Origin of the sequence: Pseudoalteromonas sp. SM9913 (genome assembly GCF_000184065.1) — a bacterium.
Taxonomy (GTDB): domain Bacteria; phylum Pseudomonadota; class Gammaproteobacteria; order Enterobacterales; family Alteromonadaceae; genus Pseudoalteromonas; species Pseudoalteromonas tetraodonis.
In genome coordinates this window covers 1,576,158-1,600,184 of record NC_014803.1, presented here as the reverse complement: position 1 = coordinate 1,600,184, position 24,027 = coordinate 1,576,158, and the positions used below count along the sequence as shown (strand labels likewise).

Here is a 24,027-nt window from a genome sequence, read left to right as displayed (position 1 = left end):
GGCTACTCCTGCGTATTAGCGATTGGCGCTGAGAAGCTTAGCTCTTGGTTAGCTCGTAAGCGCTGTACGCCCTCTACCACTAAGTTATCTTGTTCTTTTAAAGCCCCCGAAACTAATAAACGACCTGCAAGGCGCTGTTCAATTTTAACATCAATTCGAGTGGCTTTTTTATCAACACTTGTCCATACGTAAGGGCCTGTTGCTCCCCACAGTAATGCCGCCTCAGGTACAGCAGCAAAACGTTGCCCTTCTACTTCAATATGAACACGAAAACTCATGCCAGGTAAGAACTTTTGCTGCGGGTTTTCAAGCTGCGCTTTTACACGTAAGGTGCGGGTTTGTGGGTCTATTCGTGAATCTAGATAAGCAATTTTTGCGTTTACAGCATTTTGTGACTGCCAAGGGAATACTTTTACATTGCCTTTATTGCGCAGCATATAAACGGCCGATTCTGGGGCGTTAAAGTTTATATATAAAGCACGCGTATCATCAATACTTGCAATCGCCGTTTGGGGAGTAATTCTGTCACCCACTTCAACGTCGGTAAGTCCCATAGTGCCGTTAAAAGGCGCACGAACTTGGCGGTCTTCAAATTCTGTTTCTGCTTGGGTAAGGGTCACTTTTGCTAATTCAACAACTGTTTTTGCATCATCCACATCACTTTGTGGCACAGCCCCTTTTGCTTGGCTTTGCTTTAAACGTGCGAGGGTTCTTTGGGTGTCAGCAAGTTTTATTTTTGCCTCTTCAAGTGCCGCTTTTTGTCTGCGTGAATCAAGTTCGAGTAACACATCACTGGCCTTTACGCTATCACCCGGTTTAAAATGCACCGCAGTTACTTTATCGCCCACAGCCGGATATAAAATAACCGAATGAATTGCTTCGGCGTTACCGACAGCCTGAACTTGCTCTTTAGCATGTTCCATCGCTACCTGCTCCACCACGACATTGGCACTCTTTACAGATAAACTTAACGACATTAAAGAAAAAAACACGCTGGTAAAAAAAATTCGCGATTTCAAAGGTTCACCCTAATTAATTATTATTTGCATTATGTTACGTAGTTTAACAGCTCTATGATCAATAAATAGCTAAGTACGATAAATTAGCAAAACAGTAAGCTGAAATTAAGCATGCTAGCCACTCTTACATATTTTTACAGCTGCATACAAAATCCACACATATTTAAATTACATTTATAACTATGATTTAGCTCATCAATATTTTTATTAAAGGCACATTTATGAAAAAGAGTTTAATTATGGTGATCTTGCTATCAGGCTGTGCATCACCAGGGATTGATCGGGCAGATCAAAATCAAGTTGTTAAACGTTATTATGCGTCTGTTGAATCAATACAAAAAGTAACACTCTCCTCAGAAGTGGGAACTGGAATAGCTGCTGGTGCGGGGTTTGGCTTTGTAGATAGCTTGGATGGCAACAAAGAAGAAATGATTGGCGGCGCCATTGTTGGTGGACTAGTCGGTGGATTATTTACTGCTTTATTTGAAGGGGGCAACACCGCGTATCAGTATAATCTATATGCTGCTGATGAAGGTGAATTTACCGTTATTCAAAAGAAAAAGCTCGATAAAAACACAAAATGTGTGCTCGTCAATGCTGCCAACAAGGTCACGCTCTCTACTACAGATACAAGCAATTGTGAAAAGAGTATAAAATAAAAAACCTCAGTTAAAACTGAGGTTTTTTTATTAATAACGTACAAACAAAAAGTACCGCTTATTTATTTCGCTGTGCTTCTTTTTGCGCTTTTTTAGCTTCTTTACGTTGTTGTAAAACAGCTTGTGCTTCGTTACCAATGTGGCCTTCACCGCGCGCTTGAGCAAGCTCTATTTGCTTTTGGCGCTCTGCAAAGCGAGCGCGTTGTTCATCGGTTACATTGTCAATACAGTGGTGACACGACACCCCTTCCATGTATTCTGGCTTTTGCTTTTCTTCTTCTGTGATAGGCATGCGACATGCGTGACATTGATCGTATGAGCCTTTTTGTAAGTCATGATTTACCGCTACACGGTTATCAAATACAAAACACTCGCCTTCCCACATGGTTTCTTCTTTTGGCACTTCTTCTAGGTATTTTAATATGCCGCCTTCAAGGTGATATACCTCATCAAAACCTTGCTCTTTCATATAGGCTGTTGATTTTTCACAGCGAATACCACCAGTACAAAACATGGCTACTTTTTTATGTTTTGATGGGTCTAGGTTTTCTTTGGCCCACTGAGGAAATTCACGGAACGTTTTAGTGTTTGGATCTACTGCGTTTTGAAACGTACCAATTTCAATTTCGTAATCATTACGGGTATCAACAAGGATCACCTCTGGATCAGAAATAAGGGCATTCCATTCATGTGGCTTAACATAACTGCCCACTACTTTTAATGGGTCTACGCCTTCAACACCCATAGTCACAATTTCTTTTTTCAGCTTAACTTTTGTGCGATAAAACGGGCATTCGTCATCAAATGATTCTTTGGTAACAATGTTGTCTAAATTTGGTTGGGTGTCTAACCAGGCAAGTAAATTATCTATGCCTTCACGTTTTGCAGAGACAGTACCGTTAATCCCCTCTGCGGCAATTAATAAAGTGCCTCGTACTTCGTTTTGCTCCATTACATTAAGTAAAGGTTGGCGAAGTGCTTCAAAATCCGGCAGAGAAACAAATTTATACAGAGCGCATACAACAAAGTGTTCGCTGGTTACATTATCTTTATGGACAGCAGTCATGGTATTCCTATTTTGCTTTTAAAACCCGCAAGGGGCGGTTTACCGAATCGTAAATCCGGCGCATATGGGGCGCGTATTTTACGCTTTTTTTATTTAAATGCAAAAAAATGGATGATAATGCGCTTTTTACTGTTAGCGCAGTAGCTCAGTGGGCTATAATGCGCGGATAAATTTATACAGACTTGCTCATATTGGAGAAACATACATTGCACTTTACTGATCTTGGGATTGATACTCGCCTAGAAACACAATTAGCGCACCAAGGGATCACCCAGCCTACCGATATTCAAGCTCATGCTGTGCCAACGGCACTGGCGGGACATGACATTTTCGCTCAGTCAAAAACTGGGTCAGGCAAAACTTTAGCGTTTTTATTACCGGCTGTGCAGCGTGTAATGAAACAAAAAGCACTCAGTAAACGTGATCCTCGTGTACTTATTGTTGCTCCAACTCGTGAGCTTGCGACCCAAGTTTTTACTCAACTTCGATTACTTATTGCCGGTACCAACATAAAGGCCGTTAAAATCCTCGGTGGCGAAAATTTTAACGACCAAATTAAAGCACTGCGTAACGACCCTCACTTTGTGGTCGCCACACCGGGTCGTTTAGCCGATCATTTAAAGCAACGTTCATTACAATTAAGTGGCCTAGAGTTACTTATATTTGATGAAGCTGACCGTATTTTAGATTTAGGTTTTACCGATCAACTTAAATTAATTAATGAACTGGCCGATCATCGTCTTCGTCAAACTTTGTTGTTTTCGGCGACATTAGATCATGCTCAAGTTGATGCGTTATCGCGTAATTTATTAAAAAAACCAAAACAAATTATGCTCAGTGCAGCCAATGAGCAACACAGTGATATTAAACAAACATTGTATTTAGCTGACCACCTTGATCATAAAGAAGCACTGCTTGAGCACTTTTTAAACCAAGATAACGTCGGCCAGTGCATTATATTTACTGCCACACGAGCTGATACCAGCCGTTTAAGTGAATCATTAAATAGTAAAGGCTTTAAATCTGTCGCATTAGCTGGGGATTTAACTCAAAGTAAGCGCCTTGATATTATGGATGCGTTTAGCCGTGAAAACTTTAAAATATTAATTACTACAGATGTTGCTTCGCGCGGTTTAGATTTACTCAGTGTTACCCATGTTATTAACTTTGATTTACCAAAACACGCAGAAGAATACGTTCATCGTATTGGTAGAACTGGTCGTGCTGGTTTTAAAGGTAACGCATTATCACTTGTGGGCCCTAAAGATTGGGCAAGTTACTTGGCAATAAAATCATTTTTAAATGATGAATTATCGTTTGCTGCTGTTGAGGGTTTCAAAGCGAAATTTAAAGGTATTAAAGAGAAAAAAGTAGCGCCAATTAAACCGACTAAAAAAGCAGTGACCGCGAATAAGCCACAGCCAAAACGAAAAGCAAAACCGAAAAAGCCAGCGGCCCCAATTAAAGCACCTCTTAATATTGATGGTGATACCCCGATGCGTCGTAAAAAAAAGCCTGAGCAGGAATAATTATGAGTTACCTAGGAACCACCCAAACCCTTTTTGTTAAAGAAGTCAGCAACGAAGGTGCCTATTTAGATGGGCATGACTTAGGTGAAGTTTTTTTACCTAAACATGAAATAAAACATGAGCTTGAAGCCGGCGATAGCATCAGTGTATTCACATTTTTAGATAATGCAAACCTGCCAACAGCCACAACTAAAAAGCCGCATGCTCAAGTGGGTGAATATGCCCTACTGCGTGTAAAAGAAATAAACAGCATAGGCGCGTTTTTAGATTGGGGCTTAGAAAAAGACGTACTCGCACCGTTTAATGAACAAAAACCACGTATGCAAGAAGGCTACTCATATTTAGTGCGTTTATATCTTGATAACGCCAGTCAGCGTATTTGTGCCTCAACTAACTTTAACCGTTTTTTATCAAAAGATGAGCCTCAGTATAGTCACTTACAAGAAGTTGACTTAATTGTTGCAGGCAAAACTGATATTGGTTACAAGGTGCTTATTGAAGAATCCCATTTTGGCGTCGTGTTTTACAACATGGTGTTTAAAAACCTGTTTGTTGGTCAAAAGCTAAAAGGATTTATTCAAAAAGTACGTGAAGACGGAAAAATTGACGTCATACTTGAAAAACCAGGCATGGGTAAAGTAAGCGAGCTTGGTGAAAAAATAATGGAAAAACTAAAGGATGAGGGTGGCATATTAGCCATAGGCGATAAGTCTGATCCTGAATTAATTAAAAAAGTCTTTTCGACCAGCAAAGCAAATTACAAAAAAGCCATTGGCGGTTTATTTAAACAAGGCTTAATTGATATTGAAGCTAAGTCTATTCGTTTAAAATAATTAAATAAAAAGCCACTTAAGTTTTAAACCTAAGTGGCTTTTTAGTATCTGAAATTTATAACCTAATATTTTTATAAGGTAAGGTACAGCGAGAATATTCATTTGAGTATTCAATTAATTCTTTTTTAGAATCTAGATTTAACGGCGCTAGCCTAAAAACTTTTTCTGTACACTCATTTTGCATTTCATCATGTGTCGCAACACAGTCTCTGCTGCTAACATCTATTCCTGCTAACACACCTTCATTGGTGTAACACAGATGCTGGGCATAATTTTGAGCAATTTTTTTAAACTTGAATAAATCAACGGGGTAACCAGATACCAAGTCAGTAACATTTGAAACATCATCATACATTTTAGTTGAAAAAACATATTTATTTACAGCAAAGCCACTAATCATAATTACAACTAAAAATATTATTATACGCAAAGCAGATCCCTCACTGCACACCCATAATTTAAATGTAGCACAAAGAAAAGCAGTTGTAAGGAACTGCTCTCAATTATGCTAATTTTTAATTTAAGCTATTGATTCATTTACATCATTTAGTACTTTTACAGGGTTTTGTGCCTGAGTGATCGGACGCCCAATCACTAAATAGTCACTACCCGCTTCAATCGCTTCTTTAGGTGTCATAATACGTTTTTGATCGCCTGCATCACTGCCCGCTGGGCGAATACCTGGCGTAACTAATTTAAACTCTTTCCCTAAAGCAGCCTTTAAACTTTGCGCTTCTTGCGCGGAACAAACAACACCGTCTAGTCCTGCTTGCTTTGTTAATTTAGCTAAATGCATAACTTGCTCTTGGGGTGATTTAGTTATATCTAAACGCTCAAGTTCAGCTTCGTCCATGCTGGTTAATACAGTTACCGCAATAAGTAATGGCGCTTTGTCGCCAAACTGCTCGAGTGCTTGTTTAGCTTTATGCATCATTTCATAACCGCCCGATGCATGTACATTGACCATCCATACACCCATTTTAGCCGCAGCAGTCACCGCTTTAGCAACGGTGTTTGGAATATCGTGAAACTTTAAATCTAAAAATACATCAAAACCTAAATCGACCAATTCTTTAACAAATGCAGGACCAAAATAAGTAAACATTTCTTTGCCCACTTTTAATCGACAGGTATCTGGTGATAACTGTTTTACAAATGCTAAAGCAGTTTGCTGATCATCATAATCAAGCGCGATAAGAATTTTTTTTGATTTTTCGAAAGACATAACTATCCTACTAGTGAGCGAAAAGTATAAAGATTAAAATCCGTCTAAGCCTCTGCTAGGCACAATGGTTTCCCAGTGTTTACATGAAGGGCAATTCCAATAAATGGTGTAGCTAGTAAAGCCACAATGCTGACATTGAAAGTCAGGTTTAGTGGCAATGTAAGAAGTAACAAGTTTATCGATTTGATTAAGCACGTCTTTTGTATTTTTATTTTCTGTACTCATTAACTGTAATAAAAAACTAAAGCCACGAATAGTGGGTTGACGTTTTAAATTATCAGTCAAAAATTCAAAGGCTTGTTCAGTGTGTCCTTGCTCAAGCAAGGCTTGGCAATGCTGTATTTTTATCATCACCCCACCCTTTTCTAGTAACTCAGTAATGAGTTCATGAAATTGGTGAGTTAATTTTAATTGCTTATAGCTGTGAGCTAACTTTTCAATAAACAATGGCGCAAAAAAAGTAAATTGGCAGATTAATTCTCGCCAATAGTAAATTGCTTTTACGTAATCTTCTTTGGTGTAAGCTGACAGTCCAAACTCATATAAAGGCCTAATTGTTTTAAAGTTTAAGCTAATGGCTTTACGCATAAGTTGTGGGTTATTACTGGCAATGGCATGCTCACAGTAAAAATTAGCGATGGCTTTAAAGTGTTGTTCTTTTGAAAAAAGCTCAGTATGCGCTTCAAACATATTAATGCCTTTTTGCCATTCACGGGTTTGTGAATATAAAGAAATTATCGGTTCGAGTGCATCTGCATGGCTATTTTTTACCAGCCATATTAAATGTTCTTCTGCGCTGTCTAATAAGCCAGCCATAATATAATCTTCGGCTAGTTCTAAACGGCTATTAGCGGCTTGTTTTTCGTTAAGACTTGGGTGTTTTAGCAGCAGTTCGTGAATTTTTATTGCGCGGTCAAGCTCACCACGACGGCGAAACATGGTGGCTAAAGTAGAATAATGTTCAACAGAGTCAGCAGCTACTTCGAGCAAATTAATTAAATGCTCAAGCCCCTGATCTTCTTCTCTGTCCAGTAAAAACTTTAAGCCTTTACTGTATTCAGAAGTAATTTGACGATTAAACTGATGAGCCTGATTTTTTGCACTGTTTTTCCCCATGATCCAACCATAACCGGCAGCAACGGGAAGCAGTAAAAACAACAGCTCAATCATAATTAGGTGTCTTTGTTGGCAATACGCTTTTTATTATCTTTTTCAGGCGTTAATTGCTTTTTTAAACGGTAATTTTGCCACTTTAATTGCGTGAACAATTTAAAACTCACAAAACAACCCACTACAACACCTAGCAAAAAGCAGATACTTATTATAACGGCTAAAGGTAATGTATTACTGGCTATTATGTAGTTAATTTGTGTTAATTGTGGGTTTTGAGAACCCAATACAAATGCACCAATTAAAAAAAGTGCCGCCAGAATAATTTTTAATACCTTGAACAAGTAACTACTCCAATAAGTTTACTAAGCAATGCTCTCGTTTACACGGTCACGTAGTTCTTTGCCTGGCTTAAAATGAGGTACATGCTTACCATCTAACTCTACAGTTTCACCTGTTTTAGGATTGCGACCTGTACGAGGCGCACGGTAATGCAAAGAGAAACTTCCAAAACCTCGGATCTCAATACGATCTGAAGAAGATAATGAGCCGGCCATTTGTTCAAGAATTTCTTTAACAGCGTTCTCAACATCTTTCACAGGAATATGTGAATGTTGTTCGGCAAGTGTTTCTATCAGTTCTGACTTAGTCATAGCGTTTCCTTAAAAAGAAATAGTGGAAGGGCATAAACTGCCCTTCCAATTAAAAGACTATAATTAATTAGTCTTTTTGTGCATTTGCGAAAGCAGCTGCCATTGCGTTTTCAAACACTGGCTCTTCTTTCTTAAGCTTCTCTAGTACTTCTTTCTCTTCTGCTTCGAAAAGAGCTTTAACAGATAAGCTTAAAGTGCGGTTCTTACGATCAACACCAACGTATTTAACTTCAATCTCGTCGCCTACAGAAACAACAGTAGTTGCATCTTCAACGCGCTCTTGAGCGATATCAGCTACACGGATGTAACCTTCAACGCCTTCGATAAGTTCAACAGTTGCGCCTTTCGCATCAACTTCAGTCACTTTACCTTTAACAATAGCACCTTTTTTGTTTGCATCAAGGTAGTTATTGAATGGGTCAGCTTCGATTTGCTTAACACCTAGAGAGATACGTTCACGCTCTGGGTCAACTTGCAATACGATAGCAGTGATTTCGTCGCCTTTCTTGAATTCACGTACAGCTTCTTCGCCAGGTGTATTCCAAGAAATGTCTGAAAGGTGTACAAGACCATCAATACCACCGTCAAGACCGATAAAGATACCGAAGTCAGTGATTGATTTGATCTTACCAGTAACTTGGTCGCCTTTGTTTTGTAGACGAGCAAATTCCTGCCAAGGATTAGCAATACATTGCTTAAGACCAAGAGAAATACGACGACGTTCTTCGTCGATTTCAAGAACCATAACTTCAACAGTGTCACCAAGTGAAACAACTTTTGAAGGGTGGATGTTCTTGTTAGTCCAATCCATTTCAGAAACGTGTACTAGACCTTCAACGCCTTCTTCGATTTCTACGAAGCAACCGTAATCAGTAAGGTTAGTTACACGACCAGAAAGTTTAGAACCTTCTGGGTAACGACCAGCGATAGCTGCCCATGGATCTTCGCCAAGCTGTTTAAGACCTAGAGATACACGAGTTTTATCTTTGTCGAATTTAAGAACTTTAACTGCGATTTCGTCGCCAACATTAACGATTTCTGAAGGGTGTTTAACACGCTTCCACGCCATATCAGTAATGTGTAGTAGACCATCAACACCACCAAGGTCAACGAATGCACCGTAGTCAGTAAGGTTCTTAACGATACCTTTAACTTCTTGACCTTCAACAAGGTTAGCAAGAAGCTCTTCACGTTCTTGTGAGTTTTCTGATTCGATAACTGCACGACGTGAAACAACAACGTTGTTACGTTTTTGATCAAGCTTGATTACTTTAAATTCAAGCTCTTTGCCTTCAAGGTGAGTTGTGTCACGTACTGGACGAACATCAACAAGTGAACCAGGTAGGAAAGCACGGATTGAATCAACTTCAACAGTGAAACCGCCTTTAACTTTACCGTTGATAACACCAGTAACAGTCTCTTGCTCTTCACATGCTTTCTCAAGACGGATCCACGCTTCGTGACGCTTCGCTTTCTCACGAGAAAGGATAGTTTCACCGAAACCGTCTTCGATTGCATCTAGTGCAACATCTACTTCGTCGCCAACAGCAACTTCTAGTTCACCAGCAGCATTTTTGAACTGCTCTGCAGGGATAGCACTTTCTGATTTAAGACCAGCATCTACAAGTACAATGTTGTTCTCGATTGAGATTACTGTACCTTTAACGATAGAGCCTTGCTCTGCTTCAAAACCCTTTAAGCTTTCTTCAAATAACTGCGCAAAATTTTCTGACATACGAATATACGTCTCATATATTAATACCAATAAGCAACCATGCTGCATGGGGTTGTTAAAATAGCACTGGCGTCCTGCTGGTGCATAAAATGTGTTTAGCTTCGTTTAGGAAGCTTACCTTCAGAGATGCTTGAATCTAATAAAATTATAACTTTATCAAAGACTTGCTGTGCGTTGAGTTCGCTAGTATCAAGCTCAATCGCATCCTCTGCAGGTACAAGCGGCGCAACGGCGCGATTCATATCGCGATCATCACGAGCCCGAATGTCCTGTAATAGACCACTTAGTGTAACATCAAGCCCGCGCTCATTCAACTCAACAAAACGTCTGCGAGCACGTTCTTCTGCACTTGCGGTTAGAAATATCTTTAATGGCGCATCAGGAAACACAACAGTGCCCATATCGCGACCATCAGCAATTAAGCCATTTTCAGTTCTAAACGCACGCTGGCGACGAAGTAACGCTTCACGAACTCGTGGCAATGCCGCCACTTTAGACGCTGCAGCTCCCACTTCTTCATTTCGAATAGTGGTTGTTACGTCTTCGCCTTCTAAAATAATCTTTCCTGCATTAGTGTCACTGTCTATCAAAAACTGCACATCAAGATTTGCAGCTAATGGAACCAGTGCTTCTTCGTTATCTAACGCAATTTGGTGATGAAGTGCTGCAAGTGAAAGTACGCGATAAATTGCACCGCTATCTAACACATCCCAGCCTAATTTTTCAGCCAATAAGCGACAAACAGTTCCTTTACCAGAACCACTTGGGCCATCTACGGTGATTACGGGCATTAATAACGCCGGCATTTAAAACCTCCTTCAATGCACACCAAAATAAACCGCCACATTATACGTCAATTATTAAAGATTATCCGCTTTTAGTATGTAACTTTTTATAAATACTTATAAATAGCCTATTTACTGACAGATGCTAACACGTTGAAAAATGTTGGGAATGTCTTGTAAGTACAGGCTGGATCGTTAATCGTTATGGGCTTACCCCCTACTGCAACCATTGCAAAGCACATGGCAATACGGTGATCGTCGTAGGTATCTACAGCCACATTATTAAAATGTTTTGGCGGTGTGATCTCAATAAAGTCGTGCCCTTCAACCACGTCAGCCCCTACTTTTTTAAGCTCGGTGGCCATAGCGTGTAAACGGTCAGTTTCTTTTACTCGCCAGTTATAAATGTTGCGAATTGCCGTTGGCCCTTTTGCAAACAAGGCAACTGTAGCCAGGGTCATTGCAGCATCAGGTATTGCATTAGCATCAATATCAATACCGTTAAGCTCACCTTTACGAACAACTAAACGTTCGTCATACCAATCAATTTTGGCACCCACTTGCTCCATAACGTTAGCAAAACCAATATCACCTTGAACTGATTTAGCACCGACGCCTTTAATTTCTATTTCGCCACCGGCAATTGCTGCAGCAGCAATAAAATAAGAAGCCGATGAAGCATCACCTTCAACCATTATGCGCTCAACCGCTTGGTATTGCTGGGCACCTTTAACGAAGAACGTGGTGTAATTATCATGCTCAACAGTTACACCAAAGCGCGCCATCACATCCAGCGTAATATCAATATAAGGCTTAGAGACTAAGGTACCTTTAATTTTAATGTGTGTATCGCCTTTAAATAACGGCGCAGCCATGAGCAGCGCCGTTAAAAATTGACTTGAAATACTGCCGTCAATTTCGACTTCACCGCCGGCTATTTGCCCACCGATAATTTTAAGTGGCGGGTAATCTTTATTTTTTAAATAACTTACATTACCACCCAAGGCTTGTAATGCATCAACTAAATGCCCTATAGGGCGCTCTTCCATGCGCGGCTCACCAATTAACTCATACTCACCAGCAATCGCACTCAGTACTGCCGTTAATGGCCGATACGCTGTACCTGCATTACCTAAAAACAACGGCTCAGTTGGCGTATTAAACACGCCACTTACGCCCTCTACGGTTGCTACGGTGCGTTCAGTATTAAGCGTTACATTAACGCCCAAGTGCTTTAACGCACCCAGCATATGGCGAATATCGTCGCTGTCGAGTAAATTTTCAACAACCGTGGTGCCGTTAGATAATGCTGCTAATAATAAAATTCGGTTTGATAAACTCTTTGAACCCGGTAATGTCACACTGCCATTCACTTGTGAAATAGGGGCTAAGAAAAGTTGCTCCATTAACTATTCTCCTTGGCGAAGTTAGCCATAAAGTCAACTAAGGCTTGTACACCTCCCAATGGCATCGCGTTATAAATACTGGCGCGCATCCCGCCAACAATACGATGACCTTCAAGCGCTAACAAGCCCGCTTCTTTTGACTCTTTAACAAACTTATCATTAAAGCTTTCATCAACCAGCCAAAAAGGCACATTCATACGTGAACGGCAATGCTTCGCTACTTTATTGGTATAAAAATCTGAACCATCAATAAAATCATAAAGCAGCTGCGCTTTGGCAATATTTTGAGCTTCCATGGCTTTTACACCCCCGGTTTGCTCAAGCCATGCAAATACTTCAGCCGCTAAATACCAAGCAAAAGTCGGTGGGGTGTTAAACATGCTGCCTTGTTTTGCTTCAAGGGCGTAATCTAAAATACCCGGCTTGGCGAGCCCTTCACGCTCAAGTAGCGTTTTGCGAACAATCACAATAGCAATGCCCGATGGACCGATATTTTTTTGTGCACCCGCGTAGATTAAATCAAATTTATTAACGTCAATTTCGCGCGATAAAATAGTCGATGACATATCGGCCACAATCGGCGCCGTTGGATGACTGGGTACGTCAAATATTTCAAGGCCGTCTACGGTTTCATTCGGGCAATAGTGAATGTAAGACGCATCAGCAGGTAAAACCCAATCGGCTACCTGCTTAATAGAAAACAGGCCGTTATCATCATTGCGCACATCAACAGCGTGTGTATTTGTAAACTTATCGGCTTCGCTGGTTGCACTTTTTGACCAAACGCCATTTTCACAATAAACTGCTTTTTTACCGTTAACATGAAGGTTTAAAGGTACGGCACTGAATTGACCTCGACCACCACCGTGCATAAATAGCACTTCAAACTCGTCACTGATATTCATTAAACGACGCAGGCTGGCTTCACATTTAGCGGTTAATGCTAAAAATTCATGACTACGATGACTTATTTCCATCACCGATACACCAAGACCTTGCCAGTTTAAAAACTCTTTTTGCGCTTTTTGCATAACAGCCGGTGGTAACATTGCAGGGCCTGCACAAAAATTATATATACTCATTACCTTTTCCTCATTCCAGTAATTTAACTTGAATTAAACTAATTTAATTTTTTTCAACCACATAAAAAAAGCGGCCAAGGCCGCTTTTTTCAATCTAATTATTCTGAAGGAGGATTGTCATCCGCCACTTCATCAATAACTGTATCTACTGTTTCAACGTCTTCGATATCAACCAAGTCACTTTCAGTCACTTCAATTTCTTCTATACGTTGTAAACCAACTACTTGCTCTTCGTCAATAGTTCTGATCAAAATAACACCTTGGGTGTTACGTCCAACCGTAGAAACTTCATTAACGCGAGTACGTACTAAGGTACCACGATTCGAAATAATCATTATTTCGTCGTTGTCATCAACCTGTACAGCACCAACAACAGCACCGTTACGCTCACTCACTTTGATTGATACAACACCTTGAGTTGCACGACTCTTAGATGGGTAATCTTCAAGTTGGGTACGCTTGCCGTAGCCATTTTCTGTCACTGTTAATATTGCACCATCATTCTTTGGTACAATAAGTGATACAACACGCTGATCGTCTGGCATCTTAATACCACGAACACCCGTTGCAGTACGGCCCATAGGACGTACACCTTTGAAACGGATTTCAGGTTTGCCTTCTTCGTCTAGTACTGGGTTACCATTTTCATCAACAACAGCTGTTTCTTCAGCTTCTTTAAAGCGAACAACTTTACCCGCATCAGTGAACAACATAATTTCGTTGCTGCCATCGGTAATATCAACACCGATTAAGCTATCACCTTCGTTTAAGTTAACCGCAATAATACCGCTTGCACGTTGACGACTGTATGCCGTTAATGGCGTCTTCTTAACCGTACCGAACGCCGTCGCCATAAAGATGTATTTATCATCTTCATAATCGCGTACTGGCAGGATTGCAGTAATACGTTCATCTGCTTCAAGTGGTAATAAGTTAACAATTGGCTTACCGCGCGCTGCACGACTGGCAAGTGGCAACTGGTATACTTTAAGCCAATATAAACGACCCGCTGTAGAGAAACAAAGAATAGTATCGTGCGTATTGGCAACCAATAAACGTTCAATGAAATCTTCATCTTTCATCTTAGTTGCTGATTTACCTTTACCACCACGACGCTGCGCTTCGTAATCAGTTAATGCTTGATACTTAACGTACCCTTCATGTGAAAGCGTAACAACTACGTTTTCTTCGTTGATTAAATCTTCAAGGCTAATATCATGTGCTGCAGCATTTATTTCAGTGCGGCGCTCATCACCATATTGCTCTTTAATTTCAACGAGCTCATCACGAATAACTTCCATTAAACGCTCTGGATTTGCCAAAATGAATAATAACTCAGCAATCAACTCAAGTAATGATTGATATTCGGTAAGAATTTTTTCGTGTTCAAGACCAGTAAGTTTATGTAAACGTAAGTCTAATATTGCTTGAGCTTGTTGCTCAGAAATATAGTACTGACCATCACGAATACCAAGCTCGCTTGCTAACCAATCTGGGCGTGCTACGTTGTCTTCGCCTGCTTTATCAAGCATGGCTTTAACATTACCTAATTCCCATGGACGCGCTGTTAATGCAACTTTTGCTTCAGCAGGTGTTGGCGACTTACGAATAAGTTCGATAATTGGGTCAATGTTAGCCAGTGCAATCGCTAAACCTTCTAGCGTATGCGCACGGTCGCGGGCTTTGCGTAAATCAAATACCGTACGACGGGTAACAACTTCACGGCGGTGAATAATAAATTCTTCAAGCATTTCTTTTAAGTTGAAACACTTAGGTTGGTTATTAATTAACGCAACCATATTCATACCAAACACAGTTTGTAACTGAGTTTGTGAATAAAGGTTGTTTAAAATAACTTCACCTACGTCACCACGTTTGATCTCGATAACGATACGCATACCATCTTTATCTGATTCATCACGTAATGCGCTGATCCCTTCAATTTTTTTATCTTTAACTAGCTCGGCGATTTTTTCAATCAAACGTGCTTTGTTAACTTGGTAAGGGATTTCATGAACAATAATGGTTTCGCGACCCGTCTTTTCATCGGTTTCGATGTCAGCACGCGCACGCATGTACACTTTACCACGACCGGTTTGATAAGCTTGTTCAATGCCTTTTTTACCGTTAATAATCGCCGCAGTTGGGAAATCAGGCCCAGGAATGTAATCCATTAACTCAGTAATGGTCAATTCAGGGTTTTGAATAAGCGCTAAACAGCCATTCACGACTTCTGTTAAGTTATGTGGCGGAATATTTGTTGCCATACCAACCGCAATACCCGATGAACCATTAACTAACAGGTTAGGTATTTTAGTGGGTAACACATCAGGAATTTGCTCTGTGCCATCGTAGTTAGGCACAAAATCAACCGTTTCTTTTTCAAGATCGGCTAATAATTCGTGCGACATTTTTGCCATACGTACTTCTGTATAACGCATTGCCGCTGCTGAATCACCATCAACCGAACCAAAGTTACCCTGACCATCTACTAGCATGTAACGCAGTGAGAATGGCTGAGCCATACGTACGATGGTGTCATAAACTGCACTGTCGCCGTGTGGGTGGTATTTACCGATTACGTCACCGACCACACGGGCCGATTTTTTGTAAGGCTTGTTCCAGTCATTACTAAGCTCGTTCATTGCAAACAAAACGCGGCGGTGAACAGGTTTTAAACCGTCACGTACGTCTGGTAATGCACGTCCTACAATTACACTCATGGCGTAATCTAAGTAGGAGTTTTTTAACTCGTCTTCAATATTGACTGGCAGAATTTCATTGGCGAGATCAGTCATTTGATATCACATTCCTTCAGTATCAGCTCTTAACAACCCAGTATTAGGTATTAAGAGTGTTTGTTATTATTTCTAAGTAACCATGCTATCACAATTAATTTTAATTTACAGGCGCAAAACTTTGCGATTTATCAATTTAGGCCTATATAATGGCCTCAGATTGACGAGGAAGTATTTTATGACCGAACATCAAAATGTAGATAACGCAGAAATAGCAAAGTTTGAAGCCATCGCAGAACGTTGGTGGGATTTAGAAGGCGAATTTAAGCCGCTTCACGAAATTAATCCATTACGATTAGATTTCATCGCAGACAAAACCAAAGGATTATTTGATAAAGAAACCCTCGATGTAGGATGTGGTGGTGGCATTTTAAGTCACAGCATGGCGCGAATGGGCGCAAACGTAACAGGTATCGATATGGGCCAAGAGCCTTTAACTATCGCCAAGTTACACAGCTTAGAAACAAGTGTCCCCGTTGAGTATATAAAAGTACCTGCAGAGCAGTTTGCAGATGAGCACCCTGAGCGCTTTGATGTGATCACTTGTATGGAAATGTTAGAGCACGTCCCCGACCCTGCATCTATTATTCATGCGGTGGCTAAATTGGCAAAACCGGGGGCTGATGTTTTTTTCTCTACTCTTAATAAAACCCCAAAAGCTTACTTATACGCTATTGTCGGGGCAGAAAAACTGTTAAAAATGGTCCCCGAAGGTACGCACGACCATAAAAAATTTATTAAACCTGCACAATTAATTGCATGGGCAGAGCAAGCTGGCTTAAAAGTACGTGCCAGTGCTGGTTTAAGTTACAACCCGCTTTCTAAGCAATACACAATGAATGATGATGTAAGCGTAAATTATATGCTGCATTTTGAGAAGTTAGCGTGATGGCAAGCTCTCAAACCCCCATTGCCCCAATGGAATATCAAGCATTGCTGTTTGACTTAGATGGCACTTTACTCGATACCGCTGATGATTTAGGCGCCGCACTAAACACCGTGCTGCAAAATCATCAACAACCCCAAGTGGGCAGTGATATATATCGCCCCGCGGCTTCAAACGGTGCTGCCGCTTTATTGGCTGCTGGTTTTAAAGAAAGCTGGGCACAACAGCCGCAAGAGCAACTTTTACATGAGCTAGTCACGCAATATGCTGCCAATATTGCTACCCATACTCGATGTTTTGTAGGAATAGAGCAATTATTAATCGCACTTGATAACAAAGCAATACCCTGGGGAATTATGACTAATAAGCCCGGATTTTTAACTGATCCTTTAGTCAAGGCGATTCCTGCATTAAAAAATGCACGTATTGTGGTGAGCGGCGATACTTTAGCGCAATCCAAACCCTCACCCCTTCCTTTACTGTATTGCGCTGAGCAAATGAGTGTAGATCCTTCGCGTTGCTTATATATAGGTGATGCGCAGCGTGACATTCAAGCAGGTAAAGCAGCCAATATGCACACCGCAACCGCACTATGGGGATATGTACCGAGTGTTGACGAGGCATTGGCTTGGAATGCGGATTTTAATTGGCACAGTCCTATAGATGCATTTAACCACATATAGTGCCATGTTAATTAATAAACACTACATATTGTGATTGTGTTAGTTTTTACGCAAAGCTTGATGATAAAAAAAGCAGACAAAATTTATTTTAAAAAAGCGTAAATTTAATCTTTCCTTAGTTGATTTTTACAAATTTCAACTTAACCGAATGATCAAAGGTTAATGCCTACTAACACAATTGCGTTATCCCAACGTTATCCACAATGAGAGCGGTTTCTGTCCCTTGCAAAAGATCCCAGACCACACTATCTTGTGATCTCTAATTTGAACAACACCAGATATTGTGGCTAAATGTTATTCAATTAAATTCACCAAACCGGTGAAAATAACAATAAACGAATAGGCACTGTGCTTTTTTAGGTGCACGCATTGGTCAAAAATATTTAATTCCCAAGGAATACAGGCAAAGCTATGAACCAACAGTTATCTGTAAGCAAACGTGACGGTCGTAAAGAGCCACTCGATCTTGATAAGATCCATCGCGTTATTGAATGGGCCGCCGAAGGTTTAAATAACGTTTCGGTTTCACAAGTTGAACTTAAATCGCATATTCAATTTTATGACGGTATTCGTACTAAAGACATCCACGAAACGATTATTAAAGCCGCTGCGGATCAGATCTCAAAAGAATCACCTGATTATCAGTATCTTGCTGCTCGTTTAGCTGTATTCCATTTACGTAAAAAAGCCTATGGCCAGTTTGAGCCACCGCGTCTTTTTGACCATGTTACTAACATGGTTGAACAAAAACGCTACGATGCACATTTACTCGTTGATTACACAGAGCAAGAATTAGATGAGCTAGATGCGTACTTAGATCATTCTCGCGATCTTAACTTTAGCTACGCAGCGGTAAAGCAACTTGAAGGTAAATACCTTGTCCAAAACCGTGTAACGGGTGAGATTTATGAAAGCGCGCAGTTTTTATATATTTTAGTGGCCGCAAGCTTATTCTCTGATTACCCTCGTGACACGCGCATTGATTATATTAAACGTTTTTATGATGCGGTTTCATTATTTAAAATTTCTTTACCTACGCCAATTATGTCGGGCGTACGTACACCAACACGCCAGTTTAGCTCATGTGTACTTATTGAGTGTGGCGATAGCCTAGACTCAATTAATGCTACATCATCAGCAATTGTTAAATACGTTTCTCAACGTGCTGGTATTGGTATTAATGCAGGTCGTATTCGTGCATTAGGTAGCCCTATTCGTAACGGTGAAGCGTATCACACTGGCTGTATTCCGTTTTATAAGCACTTTCAAACAGCGGTTAAAAGCTGTTCGCAAGGCGGTGTACGTGGTGGCGCAGCAACCCTTTTCTACCCGCTTTGGCATTTAGAAGTTGAAAACTTATTAGTGCTTAAAAACAACCGTGGCGTTGATGATAACCGCGTACGTCACTTAGATTACGGCGTACAGTTTAATAAACTCATGTACTCACGTTTAATTAAAGATGATTACATTACGTTATTCAGCCCCTCTGATGTGCCTGGCCTTTACGATGCATTTTTTGAAGATCAAGACGAGTTTGACGCGCTATATGTAAAATATGAGCAAGACGAGTCAATTCGTAAAAAACGAATTAAAGCAATTGAGCTGTTCTCTATGTTTGCTCAAGAACGTGCTAGCACGGGTCGTATTTACTTACAAAACGTTGACCACTGTAATACACACAGTCCGTTTATCTCAAAAGTGGCTCCGATCCGTCAATCTAACTTATGTTTAGAAATTGCGTTACCAACTAAGCCTCTTAGCAACGTGAATGATGAAGAAGGTGAAATTGCACTTTGTACATTATCTGCGTTTAACTTAGGTGCCATTGAGTCTTTAGATGAACTAGAAGAGTTAGCTGAGCTTGCGGTACGCGCACTTGATAACCTACTTGATTTCCAAGACTACCCAGTACCTGCAGCTAAAAATGCAACTATGGGACGTCGTACGCTAGGCATAGGCGTTATTAACTACGCATACTACCTAGCTAAAAACGGTAAGCGTTATTCAGATGGCAGCGCAAATGCGCTTACGCACAGAACATTTGAAGCGATTCAGTACTACCTAATGAAAGCATCTAATGAGCTGGCAAAAGAGCGTGGTGCCTGTCCTAAATTTAACGAAACAACGTACTCACAAGGTATTATGCCAACTGATACGTACAAGCGTGATTTAGATAAAATTTGTGATGAACCACTTCATCTTGATTGGGACGCGTTACGTGCCAGCATTAAAGAGCACGGTATGCGTAACTCAACACTGAGCGCATTAATGCCATCAGAAACATCATCGCAAATATCTAATGCAACCAATGGCATTGAGCCACCGCGTGGCCATATTAGTGTTAAAGCAAGTAAAGACGGTATTTTAAAACAAGTTGTCCCTGAGTACGAACGCCTCAAAGATAGCTATGAGTTACTGTGGGATATCCCATCTAACGATGGTTACTTACAATTAGTAGGCATAATGCAGAAATTTATCGACCAAACGATTTCAGCAAATACTAATTATGATCCAAATAAATACGAAGGCGGTAGAGTACCTATGAAAGTCTTATTAAAAGACTTACTTGGTGCCTACAAGCTAGGTGTTAAAACGCTGTACTACCATAACACCCGTGATGGCGCATCAGATGCACAAGAAGACGCTCCAGAAGTGGAAGATGACGATTGTGCAGGCGGCGCGTGTAAAATTTAATAGTTAAACTTAAAGCGGGCGCCTTGCCCGCTTTGTCCTGATAGTTTTAGTGATAGTTTTTTGAGTGATAAACATGTCTTATACTACTTTTAGCAGAAATCATAATAACCAAATGCAAGAGCCAATGTTTTTTGGTCAAACCGTTAACGTGTCACGTTACGATCAACAAAAATACCCTATTTTTGAAAAGCTGATTGAAAAACAATTGTCTTTCTTTTGGCGTCCTGAAGAAGTTGACGTAAGTAAAGACCGTTTAGACTTTCAAGCGCTTCCTGATCACGAAAAGCATATCTTTTTAAGTAACTTAAAATACCAAACTTTGCTTGATAGTGTTCAAGGCCGTTCGCCTAACGTTGCACTATTGCCAATTGTGTCAATTCCTGAGCTTGAAACATGGATTGAAACATGGGCGTTTAGTGAAACCATTCACAGCCGCTCATACACACATATTATTCGTAACGTAACCCAAGCGCCTGAACTCATCTTTGACGACATTGTTAGCAATGACAAAATTAGTGAACGTGCCGATGCCGTAACCACTTATTACGACGATTTAATTAACTCAGTGTCGCTTTACAACCTGTACGGTGAAGGCAAACATGACATTAATGGTGAAACCGTGGTGGTTAATTTATTTGAGCTGAAAAAGAAATTGTACCTGGCGATGATGTCAGTGAACATTCTTGAAGCTATTCGCTTTTATGTCAGCTTTGCGTGTTCATTTGCGTTTGCAGAGCGTGAGCTAATGGAAGGCAATGCAAAAATTATTAAGCTTATTGCCCGTGATGAAGCGCTTCACCTTTCAGGCACTCAGCATATTTTAAATATTATGCAGGATGGCAAAGACGACCCTGAAATGGCAATTGTTGCTGCACAGTGCCGTGAAGAAGCAATCAAAATGTTTGTAGACGCTGCAGAGCAAGAAAAAGAATGGGCAGAGTACCTGTTTAAAGATGGTTCAATGATTGGCTTAAATAAACATATTTTATGTCAGTATGTTGAATACATTACCAATGCACGCATGACTGCTATTGGTTTACCAGCACAGTTTGATAATAACAGTAATCCGATTCCATGGATCAACTCATGGCTTGTTTCTGATAACGTGCAAGTTGCTCCACAAGAAGCGGAAATTAGCTCATACCTTGTAGGTCAAATTGATTCACAGGTTGATGCAGCTGAATTTGGTGACTTTGATTTATAATGACTGATAGAACCACTGCAAGTGTTACGCTTGCAGATAACAGCCAGTGTTTAGATTTTACCGCTGGCTGCCCTTCTCTTTTACACTGCTTAGAATCGAATAAAATTGATGCTGCTTACCAGTGCCGTGAGGGATATTGTGGTGCGTGTCGTGCTACGCTTGTCTCTGGTGAAGTCAATTACAATGAAGAACCGTTAGCCTTTGTGCGTGATGGTGAAATACTATTGTGTTGCTGCAAGCCCAATGGTGATATCAGTATTAATTTAAAGTAACTAGCAAACCACACAGTATAATGCCTAACAGCTCGCTTTATTCACTTACCTGTTTCTGCAATTATTACTCAAGTAATCGCGATTATAGCCGTGTTATTTACTCTGAATAAGCAGCAGGTACAAATCGGTAATGACCCGTAATTGTATAAGCAAAAAGCATATCGCTCATTTCAGGTCCGCGACCAATATTGTGCACAATAAGCGGGTGACCACTGTCCTGCGCTATTTGATTAACGACCATACCTATGTGCGGTAAATTGCCTGGCAGCATCCAAGTGACTATGTCACCGGTTTTATAATCTGCTGCATTAAGCGATTTAGTTAACACTTGAGCATGGCGCTCAAAGTAAACCTGTAAGTTAGGTACACGTCGATGATCAATGTTTTTATCTGGCTTGGTTAATCCCCAAATACGCTTAGAAGGATATGCGCGAAAATTGGCCTGCATGTCTTCATGTACTAACTTTTGCAAATCAATACCAAGCTGTCGATAGGATCGAATTATAACATCGGTACATACACCAATATTAGCGGGTACATCGCCACCAGGGTATTCAAGCCTATGATAGGCGCCATCGTAAGTTACTTGTTGCGTTGTTCTGTGTATCAATGCGTTGACAATATCATGATTAAAATCGGCTGCCTTTACATCAAGGGCAGATAAAGCTAGTAAATAGAGCACAAAGCGCGACATATAAATTCCTTTTATAATATTTATTAACTAAAGCTGTTGAGTAATATAGTCAGGAATATTAAATTTATTTCCATTGCTGGTAAAGTGCGCATCAAGTGCATAGGCCATTTTTTCAAGCGGAGCATCATCATAACCACAGGTTTGGATTTCATTGATGTAGCGCATAATAAAAGCGTGAGCACCGAGCTCGCGCCATTGAACGACATGAGCCAGCTCATGAAAATGCACTCTTAAATTACGCGCAACATGAGGTAATATGTAATAAGTGTTTTTATAGGTGATCCCTGCTACATCCATGTCAATAAAATCGCTTAAACCAATTTCACGTAAACCAGTAAAGTCAGGCTTGGGAATGTGTTCAACAACCACATAAAATGCAGTTTTCAAAAAATCATGCGGGTAAAAGCCAGCAAATTCGCTAACAAATGTATCACAACATATTCTTTGATCAACATACTCGCTATTCGTTTTATCAATCCATTGTTCTATTTGCGCTAGCATGTTTTCTCCAAAAAATTTGCTTAGTGACTTAATTTAAGCATAAACATTTAATGACGCAGAATTTGCTTTTATCAATAAAAAAGCGCCAATGGTATTATTACTGACGCTTATTAGAATGATAAATACAAAGTAACGCTTTAAACTAACCTTCTTCTTCAACCAATGATTCTAATAACTCATGGATCTCTGATTTTAATTCTTTGTCTTCAATTTTATTTGCACTGATTTTAGCATCTTGCAGATTTTTAATTGCCGCTTCTTTATCACCCAGCTCAAGCTGTAAAGTAGCCATAGAAAAGGCAACAGACGACATATGATCTTTGTTATTAATTTCTATCGACTTCTGTAACGCTTTTTCGTAAGTCTCGATAGCTTCTTCTAGCTCTTCGGTGAAATCAGCCAATGTTTCCCACTGAACAGGGTGATCTTTCGCTGTATTTTCGTTTTCAATACAAATAGCTTTTAGCTCAGCATATAAAGATTCAAACTGTTTAGTATCATTTTTATTAGCCGCTGCCATCAGCTTTTCCGCCAAATCGTGAACCGCTTTGTATACTTTAGTATTCATAATTACTCGCTACCTTATTAACGCGCCTTTTTTGACTTATTAAAGGCATCGTATTCGAAATATATTCCCTAATAGTACATTATTATTAAGCGCTGCGTTGTTACAAAAGTATTATAAGCGATAAAAACAGAGGTTTAATTTAAAAACCTGGATATTACAGTGCTACACTTAACGCTTAATTTAAGTCGCAATAGTAAATACCTACCCTATGCAAAATTGCAATCAATGCGGTAAATGCTGCACTAAATATGGTGCGGCAGATTTAGATACAAATCAGGATGAAATTGAAATGTGGGCGTTATTCAACCCAGAAATATTTCAATATGTTAAAAACGATCAGTTATGGTTTGATCCCAAAACAGGCGAGCAATTAACGCAATGCCCATTTTTAGTACTTAGCAGTAAAAAATATCCACAAGAAAAAGATAAATATACATGCAGTATTTACCATGACCGTCCTCAAGATTGCCGACACTACCCAAGTTTAATTTCAGAAATGATAAACGATGACTGTGAAATGCTTGAACCAATCGATAAACAAAATCCTTTCAAAGCACAAAAAAAATTAGACATACTAATGATAGACAGCCGCTCTTAAGCGAATAAATATAACAAATGCACTAAA

General features: G+C 40.0%; 24 protein-coding genes. 9 read left to right on the top strand and 15 right to left on the bottom strand.

The window, feature by feature from the left end; genetic code table 11:
* Nucleotides 1–2 precede the first annotated feature (2 nt).
* The gene (locus PSM_RS07280; RefSeq protein ID WP_013464883.1) at nt 3–1,019 is read right to left on the bottom strand and encodes an efflux RND transporter periplasmic adaptor subunit; all 1,017 of its coding nucleotides are present in this window, start codon (nt 1,017–1,019) and stop codon (nt 3–5) included.
* A gap of 221 nt (nt 1,020–1,240) precedes the next feature.
* Here PSM_RS07280 and PSM_RS07275 point away from each other — a divergent pair, with 221 nt between their 5' ends.
* Complete coding sequence (locus PSM_RS07275) at nt 1,241–1,678, top strand: hypothetical protein (RefSeq protein WP_013464882.1); 438 nt, start codon at nt 1,241–1,243, stop codon at nt 1,676–1,678.
* Nucleotides 1,679–1,736: 58 nt separating this feature from the next.
* Here the strand turns inward: PSM_RS07275 and trhO are convergent, their stop codons facing one another.
* Nucleotides 1,737–2,744, bottom strand: coding sequence for an oxygen-dependent tRNA uridine(34) hydroxylase TrhO (trhO, locus tag PSM_RS07270; protein ID WP_013464881.1), 1,008 nt, complete (start codon nt 2,742–2,744; stop codon nt 1,737–1,739).
* Nucleotides 2,745–2,950: 206 nt separating this feature from the next.
* Here trhO and PSM_RS07265 point away from each other — a divergent pair, with 206 nt between their 5' ends.
* Both PSM_RS07265 and PSM_RS07260 read left to right on the top strand, forming a co-directional pair.
* Nucleotides 2,951–4,273 carry a DEAD/DEAH box helicase gene (locus PSM_RS07265; protein ID WP_013464880.1) on the top strand — a complete coding sequence of 441 codons (1,323 nt, stop codon included), beginning with the start codon at nt 2,951–2,953 and terminating at the stop codon, nt 4,271–4,273.
* Between the two features lie 2 nt (nt 4,274–4,275).
* On the top strand, nt 4,276–5,106 hold the full coding sequence (locus PSM_RS07260) for a CvfB family protein (protein ID WP_008114734.1): 831 nt from the start codon (nt 4,276–4,278) through the stop codon (nt 5,104–5,106).
* A gap of 55 nt (nt 5,107–5,161) precedes the next feature.
* On the opposite strand, the gene PSM_RS07255 is transcribed toward PSM_RS07260, so the two are convergent.
* The 10 genes from PSM_RS07255 to gyrA all read right to left on the bottom strand — a co-directional run bounded on the left by PSM_RS07255 (nt 5,162) and on the right by gyrA (nt 15,900).
* Nucleotides 5,162–5,506, bottom strand: a complete 345-nt coding sequence (locus PSM_RS07255) for a hypothetical protein (protein WP_008114737.1) — start codon at nt 5,504–5,506, stop codon at nt 5,162–5,164.
* A gap of 120 nt (nt 5,507–5,626) precedes the next feature.
* On the bottom strand, nt 5,627–6,331 hold the full coding sequence (gene pyrF / locus PSM_RS07250) for an orotidine-5'-phosphate decarboxylase (protein ID WP_008114739.1): 705 nt from the start codon (nt 6,329–6,331) through the stop codon (nt 5,627–5,629).
* 33 nt (nt 6,332–6,364) lie between these two features.
* Nucleotides 6,365–7,501: a lipopolysaccharide assembly protein LapB gene (gene lapB, locus PSM_RS07245; protein ID WP_013464879.1), complete on the bottom strand. Its 1,137-nt coding sequence runs from the start codon at nt 7,499–7,501 to the stop codon at nt 6,365–6,367.
* A gap of 2 nt (nt 7,502–7,503) precedes the next feature.
* Nucleotides 7,504–7,785, bottom strand: a complete 282-nt coding sequence (locus tag PSM_RS07240; protein WP_008114742.1) for a lipopolysaccharide assembly protein LapA domain-containing protein — start codon at nt 7,783–7,785, stop codon at nt 7,504–7,506.
* Nucleotides 7,786–7,806: 21 nt separating this feature from the next.
* Entirely contained in the window at nt 7,807–8,094 is a 288-nt protein-coding gene (gene ihfB, locus PSM_RS07235; protein WP_008114744.1) for an integration host factor subunit beta, read from the bottom strand.
* Between the two features lie 67 nt (nt 8,095–8,161).
* Complete coding sequence (rpsA, locus tag PSM_RS07230) at nt 8,162–9,829, bottom strand: 30S ribosomal protein S1 (RefSeq protein WP_002961176.1); 1,668 nt, start codon at nt 9,827–9,829, stop codon at nt 8,162–8,164.
* Between the two features lie 95 nt (nt 9,830–9,924).
* Nucleotides 9,925–10,635: a (d)CMP kinase gene (cmk, locus tag PSM_RS07225; RefSeq protein ID WP_008465692.1), complete on the bottom strand. Its 711-nt coding sequence runs from the start codon at nt 10,633–10,635 to the stop codon at nt 9,925–9,927.
* Nucleotides 10,636–10,742: 107 nt separating this feature from the next.
* Nucleotides 10,743–12,020: a 3-phosphoshikimate 1-carboxyvinyltransferase gene (aroA, locus tag PSM_RS07220; RefSeq protein WP_013464878.1), complete on the bottom strand. Its 1,278-nt coding sequence runs from the start codon at nt 12,018–12,020 to the stop codon at nt 10,743–10,745.
* A complete protein-coding gene (gene serC / locus PSM_RS07215) occupies nt 12,020–13,102 on the bottom strand; it encodes a 3-phosphoserine/phosphohydroxythreonine transaminase (RefSeq protein ID WP_013464877.1) in 1,083 nt (360 codons plus the stop codon). The genes aroA and serC overlap by 1 nt, the downstream gene beginning before the upstream one ends.
* 98 nt (nt 13,103–13,200) lie before the next feature.
* Nucleotides 13,201–15,900, bottom strand: coding sequence for a DNA topoisomerase (ATP-hydrolyzing) subunit A (gene gyrA / locus PSM_RS07210; protein ID WP_008465686.1), 2,700 nt, complete (start codon nt 15,898–15,900; stop codon nt 13,201–13,203).
* Nucleotides 15,901–16,078: 178 nt separating this feature from the next.
* Between gyrA and ubiG the strand changes: the two genes are divergently transcribed.
* From ubiG to yfaE, 5 genes are all read left to right on the top strand, one after another.
* The gene (gene ubiG / locus PSM_RS07205; protein ID WP_013464876.1) at nt 16,079–16,789 is read left to right on the top strand and encodes a bifunctional 2-polyprenyl-6-hydroxyphenol methylase/3-demethylubiquinol 3-O-methyltransferase UbiG; all 711 of its coding nucleotides are present in this window, start codon (nt 16,079–16,081) and stop codon (nt 16,787–16,789) included.
* Complete coding sequence (locus tag PSM_RS07200; RefSeq protein ID WP_013464875.1) at nt 16,789–17,469, top strand: HAD family hydrolase; 681 nt, start codon at nt 16,789–16,791, stop codon at nt 17,467–17,469. Before ubiG ends, PSM_RS07200 begins: the two co-directional genes overlap by 1 nt.
* A 411-nt stretch (nt 17,470–17,880) precedes the next feature.
* Nucleotides 17,881–20,163 carry a class 1a ribonucleoside-diphosphate reductase subunit alpha gene (gene nrdA / locus PSM_RS07195; RefSeq protein WP_013464874.1) on the top strand — a complete coding sequence of 761 codons (2,283 nt, stop codon included), beginning with the start codon at nt 17,881–17,883 and terminating at the stop codon, nt 20,161–20,163.
* A gap of 73 nt (nt 20,164–20,236) precedes the next feature.
* A complete protein-coding gene (nrdB, locus tag PSM_RS07190) occupies nt 20,237–21,367 on the top strand; it encodes a class Ia ribonucleoside-diphosphate reductase subunit beta (protein WP_013464873.1) in 1,131 nt (376 codons plus the stop codon).
* Nucleotides 21,367–21,639, top strand: a complete 273-nt coding sequence (gene yfaE, locus PSM_RS07185) for a class I ribonucleotide reductase maintenance protein YfaE (protein ID WP_013464872.1) — start codon at nt 21,367–21,369, stop codon at nt 21,637–21,639. The genes nrdB and yfaE overlap by 1 nt, the downstream gene beginning before the upstream one ends.
* Before the next feature lie 97 nt (nt 21,640–21,736).
* Here the strand turns inward: yfaE and PSM_RS07180 are convergent, their stop codons facing one another.
* The 3 genes from PSM_RS07180 to PSM_RS07170 all read right to left on the bottom strand — a co-directional run bounded on the left by PSM_RS07180 (nt 21,737) and on the right by PSM_RS07170 (nt 23,402).
* Nucleotides 21,737–22,333 carry a DUF1287 domain-containing protein gene (locus PSM_RS07180; protein WP_013464871.1) on the bottom strand — a complete coding sequence of 199 codons (597 nt, stop codon included), beginning with the start codon at nt 22,331–22,333 and terminating at the stop codon, nt 21,737–21,739.
* Between the two features lie 27 nt (nt 22,334–22,360).
* Nucleotides 22,361–22,834, bottom strand: a complete 474-nt coding sequence (locus PSM_RS07175; RefSeq protein ID WP_013464870.1) for a hypothetical protein — start codon at nt 22,832–22,834, stop codon at nt 22,361–22,363.
* Nucleotides 22,835–22,976: 142 nt separating this feature from the next.
* On the bottom strand, nt 22,977–23,402 hold the full coding sequence (locus PSM_RS07170) for a tetratricopeptide repeat protein (protein ID WP_008112472.1): 426 nt from the start codon (nt 23,400–23,402) through the stop codon (nt 22,977–22,979).
* A 208-nt stretch (nt 23,403–23,610) separates the two neighbouring features.
* Here PSM_RS07170 and PSM_RS07165 point away from each other — a divergent pair, with 208 nt between their 5' ends.
* On the top strand, nt 23,611–24,000 hold the full coding sequence (locus PSM_RS07165) for a YkgJ family cysteine cluster protein (protein WP_008465669.1): 390 nt from the start codon (nt 23,611–23,613) through the stop codon (nt 23,998–24,000).
* Nucleotides 24,001–24,027 lie beyond the last annotated feature (27 nt).